The sequence below is a fragment of the Candidatus Aminicenantes bacterium genome, assembly GCA_011049425.1.
Lineage (GTDB): Bacteria > Acidobacteriota > Aminicenantia > UBA2199 > UBA2199 > UBA876.
Genome location: DSBM01000078.1, coordinates 1 through 4503 on the forward strand (window position 1 = coordinate 1; position 4503 = coordinate 4503).

General features: G+C 52.7%; 4 protein-coding genes and 1 pseudogene. 4 read left to right on the forward strand and 1 reads right to left on the reverse strand.

Annotated elements, in window-relative coordinates:
- Nucleotides 1-158 precede the first annotated feature (158 nt).
- The 4 genes and pseudogenes from ENN40_05215 to ENN40_05230 all read left to right on the forward strand — a co-directional run bounded on the left by ENN40_05215 (nucleotide 159) and on the right by ENN40_05230 (nucleotide 2527).
- Nucleotides 159-542 carry a hypothetical protein gene (locus ENN40_05215; GenBank protein ID HDP94745.1) on the forward strand — a complete coding sequence of 128 codons (384 nt, stop codon included), beginning with the start codon at nucleotides 159-161 and terminating at the stop codon, nucleotides 540-542.
- Nucleotides 542-697: pseudogene (locus tag ENN40_05220) on the forward strand (3-oxoacyl-ACP synthase). The gene ENN40_05215 and the pseudogene ENN40_05220 overlap by 1 nt, the downstream one beginning before the upstream one ends.
- Nucleotides 698-847: 150 nt before the next feature.
- Nucleotides 848-1999: an ImmA/IrrE family metallo-endopeptidase gene (locus ENN40_05225; protein ID HDP94746.1), complete on the forward strand. Its 1152-nt coding sequence runs from the start codon at nucleotides 848-850 to the stop codon at nucleotides 1997-1999.
- 6 nt (nucleotides 2000-2005) lie between these two features.
- The gene (locus tag ENN40_05230; GenBank protein HDP94747.1) at nucleotides 2006-2527 is read left to right on the forward strand and encodes a type II toxin-antitoxin system VapC family toxin; all 522 of its coding nucleotides are present in this window, start codon (nucleotides 2006-2008) and stop codon (nucleotides 2525-2527) included.
- A 591-nt stretch (nucleotides 2528-3118) separates the two neighbouring features.
- On the opposite strand, the gene ENN40_05235 is transcribed toward ENN40_05230, so the two are convergent.
- Nucleotides 3119-3478 carry a hypothetical protein gene (locus ENN40_05235; GenBank protein ID HDP94748.1) on the reverse strand — a complete coding sequence of 120 codons (360 nt, stop codon included), beginning with the start codon at nucleotides 3476-3478 and terminating at the stop codon, nucleotides 3119-3121.
- Between the last annotated feature and the right edge of the window lie 1025 nt (nucleotides 3479-4503).

A 4503-nucleotide genomic window follows, 5' to 3' on the forward strand; every position in this document is an offset into this window, starting at 1 on the left:
CCCGGTGCCGGTTTCTCCCAGGCAGTGGTTTATGCAAAATTGCAAAAGAGTTCAGTATTCTGGTGCTTTCCGTGCAGATTGCCGGGTCAGCCGTTCAGAACCTTCCGGAAGAGGAATTCCATTACCTCTTTTCCCGGAAATTTGCTTGAAATTCCGAAATCCAATCCTTAAAATCAACTTATGGGGAAATTGGGTTTCCTATCAGTTCCACTGATTTTGAGTTTGCTGGGAACATTGAGGGGCATTACCTTTTCACCAACAGGAAGGCCGATGTTATTGTTTGTGATGGCTTTGTAGGCAATGTTATTCTTAAAGAGGCAGAAGCAATCTTCCACATAATTAAGAAGAGGGGCATAGAGGATCCATTCTTCGAGCGGTTCAACTTCGAGAACTACGGGGGTACCCCTATCCTTGGGGTTAATGCTCCTATTATAATTGGACATGGAATATCCAATGCGAAGGCTATAATGAACATGATTCTGCAAACCCAGAGGGTTATTGAGCTGGGTTTGTGCGGAAAAATAAAAGAGGCATTCAAATAATGCATGGTATCACGGCTGCTATTACAGGCATAGCAGGGTATGTCCCCGACTACATTCTTACTAACGATGAGCTTAGCCAAATGGTTGATACCACCGATGAGTGGATTATGACCCGTATTGGCATTAAGGAGCGCCATATCCTTAAGGGAGAGGGTGGGCGGAGAAGTTTAGTGAATTTTTCCTGGCGATCTGAAGCGTAATATTCAGAGTCCCGTGCTCGGTGATTTCGATTGTGGCCTTTGGCTGCAAAACATATCTAATTGACATAAATATATAATTAGATTATATTTGTTGTGGAGGGGATAATGGGTGCTGATATGATTCCGGTGAACCTGCGGCGGTTGCGTGAAGCCCGGCGCATCACCCAGGGCAAACTGGCAAAGAAAGCCAGCCTCTCCCGGGTGGCGTACCGCAATATTGAGACCGGAAAATCAGTACCCCGAGTGCGGACCCTGGAGGCCATCGCCGCGGCCCTCCAGGTACCGCTGGCACAATTGGTGGCGCCGGCGCGGGAATTGAAGGCCGTGCGTTTCCGGTCCAACAAACAATTGCGCCTGCGCGCGCAGATCCTGGCCGACGTGGAACGCTGGCTGCATGATTTCAATGCCCTGGAACAGATGCTCGGCGACAAGAAGGCAAATCTTCTGCCGAAAGTCTCCAATAAGATCCCGTTCGGTGCCGGGCGCGCCAAGGCGGCTGCGTCCATGGCGCGCGCTACTTTCGGGCTGGACAATGAGGAGCCGGTCCGCGATATCTGCGGCCTGCTGGAGTCGGCGGGAGTCAAGGTGGGTGAGAAATCGATCGCATCTTCGGACTTTTTCGGCTTGTCCGTGGCCGAAGCCGACGGCGGCCCGGCGGTATTTGTGAACACCTGGAAGCGGATCACCGTGGAACGCTGGATCTTCACTGCGGCCCATGAACTGGGCCACCTGGTCCTCCACCTCGCGGATTTCAGCGTGGAACAGGCCGATGAAATCGATGCCCATGAAATTGAAGCCAACACCTTTGCCGTCTATTTCCTCATGCCCGACGTGTCGTTCCGCAAGGAGTGGGAGGATACCGCCGGACTGGCCTTCATCGACCGGGTCCTGAAAGTGAAACGAATTTTCCGCGTCAGTTACCTTACCGTTTTGCATCGTCTTTCGGAGGGTGACAAAGGATACGGAAAACGTTTGGAAGTTTTCCTCAGGGATTACGAAAAAAAGCACAATAGACTTCTGCTTAAGGCGGATGAACCCGAAGCCCTAGCGCAGGATGCGTTACGGGCGGGTTTTCCGGAATCAAGATCCGCCAAAGAACCGGAGAATCTCTCGCGAGCAGACTTTTTTCAGGACCGCCTGTCCATGCTGGTGCGGCGGGCCGTGGAGAATGAAACCATCAGCCTGGGGCGGGGAGCCGAAATCCTGGGGAAGTCTATGGCCGACATGCGTGAATTGGCCGCGTCCTGGATCGACTGAGGCGTGATGGTTCCCGCAACCCGGTTGCTTCTCCTGGACGCCAATGTACTCATTGATTATCGCGAATCGGATTTTTCCATTCTGTCCCTTGCCAATATATATCTTGGTAAAGTGCACATTTTGACACCCATTTTGGCTGAGGTGGGCGACCTCGATGCCGGGAAGCGTGAAGAAAGCAATCTGACGATCATTGAACCAGAGCTGGAGCATGTGTTCTCGGCTGCGGAGCGGAAGGGCCGCTTATCGTTTAACGACAGCCTCTGCCTTATAGTGGCGGCCGCGGGCGGATATACCTGTGCGACCAACGACAAGGCTTTGCGCGGGGCATGTGCTGAAACGGGTGTTCCTGTAGTCTGGGGACTGGAAATCATGGCCGAACTGGTCCGCTGCCACGCCATGACGGCTGAAGCGGCCGTCGCGGTCGCGGAAAAAATTCACTCCGTCAATCCACACCATATTCCCCTGAGACTTATTGATCGTTTCCGCCGGACAGTCACCCAGGTCACGGGAGAAACAAAGAAAGTATGAAGGAAACACTGCCTGCAGTCAGGTATCGATTGCAATAAACCCTTTGATTGTCAGCCCTTGATGGGCCAGTAATTCATCGTATTCTTGCTCAGTGATCATGTAATCACTGGGTTCCCCAAGAATGGTTTTGATCTCAGCCCCTGGCTCAAGTTCGACAGGTTTGTTTAACCAGAGCCATGTCCGGACCCGATTGGACAATTCCGAAAAGTCATTGAACTCGGGAATGATCAGTTCTCCGCTGACGGTTTTTCCATCCTTACAAACGAAATCAACGACAAGAAGTGACGGCGACCTTCACTTTGTGGGGACATATACTAAACCTGGGGATATGCTGTGGGGTGAGGATGCAATTAATCTAACCACGTACGATATACGGGTCGGAATTAACGATCCTGATTTCGCTAACTAACAAAATGCATAGTTTTTTATTAATTATCCCTATAGCTGACCCCAGTCTCGAACGGCGCGCCGGGCCGGGGCCATCTTGAGGAAAACCGATTTGATTCCGGGACGAGTCCTGAAGCTGTCCGGTCAATCAAGGCTCGTTCCTGGAGTGCCGGAAACCCGTCCGGTGCTCTCCGGCGTGGGCGGTCAGCCCAGCAACTTGCCGAACAGCATCTGGATGAAGGACTCCAGAAAAATAACCCCGATGGGGGCGAAGGTCACGGAAAAGAACTTGGCCAGTGTTTTCGTGTCAAACGGCCATACCGGCACCTTGCTGGATTTCTCGTACATGCCGTCCAGCATTTCGATCAATTCCTTGTGAACCACCAGGTCCGCGTCGCTCTGTTTGCGTTTGATCTTGTGGATCACCGCGTTGCTGATATCCAGGTACCGGTCACAGAGCTCTTTCAGGGTATCCCGCTTGGAATCCGCCATGACATTGTGCACCACTCCCAGTGGAACGAAGAATACGATGATGAACAAGGGAATAAATGACGTCGTTCCCATGATCGATCCCCAAGTAAAGGTTTTCCAGGTAAAGTAGTGACTCAAACCAACAATGGTGAAGGGGATGAGGAAGTAGGTGAAGGCGATGGACAACTCGCCCAGGTAGTGTCAAGAATCTTTCGCACTTTCTGTGAGAGGGGGGAGGCGTTCGAATAGGCGCCGGCAGCGGACGGGTCACTGCATTGTGTGACCCGTTCCCGGAATGCGGGAACTAAAGTCGTAAGTGGGGCAGCGGATCCCAGTGCAGGCAGTGGGAACGGGGGTCATCGCGGTGGAAGCGGAAGCCGCGTTCGCCGACTGAAGCATGTATGGCGCAGGAATCGACGCCGCATCGGTGGTGTCGACAGGTGGCGCAGGATGTCTTGAGGGTGGGATTCCGGGCCAGGTGTTCACGCAGGATCGCTCGTCCCGGTCTTCAAAGATTCCCTGTCACCCGAGGAACGTGCCGAACAGATCCGCCGCTTCCGCCTCCACCTGGACGCCCTCCTGCGTGACATCTTCCTGCGCCCCGACTTCATCCCTATCCCCGACGAATCCAACTGCAAACACTGTCCCTTCCGCACCCCCTGCGGCAACATCTGAATTCCCACAGCCATTTTTTTCGAGTGTTGGATAACATGCTCTTCCCTTTATGGTTCACGCTATTTCAAGATTGAATTTTGGCCTGGGGAGAACATGAAAACGGATTAGATTTCTGTTTGGATGAAAGCCATGGTCCTGTCTTACAAATTCCTTGTCTGGAAAAATGAGGAAATCAGGCATGTCCCTTGCTCGCGTGCGCCATGCGGCGCGGGGTGTACAAGAGGCGTTCACCGGAGAAGAGCGCTCTCTACCAAATCACATACCGGTATCTTGACGAATATGAAAAAGTGTACACAGCAAGGTACGAGAATGAGTACGGAGCCTTTCGGGGTTTTCCGTTCACAACGGGGTGCGGATACGTGAGAATGATCCCGAGGCCTTGGGCCGCCTGGCCCAGTACGTGGTGCATGCCTCTTTTGCGGCTAAAAAGATCCGCTATGTCG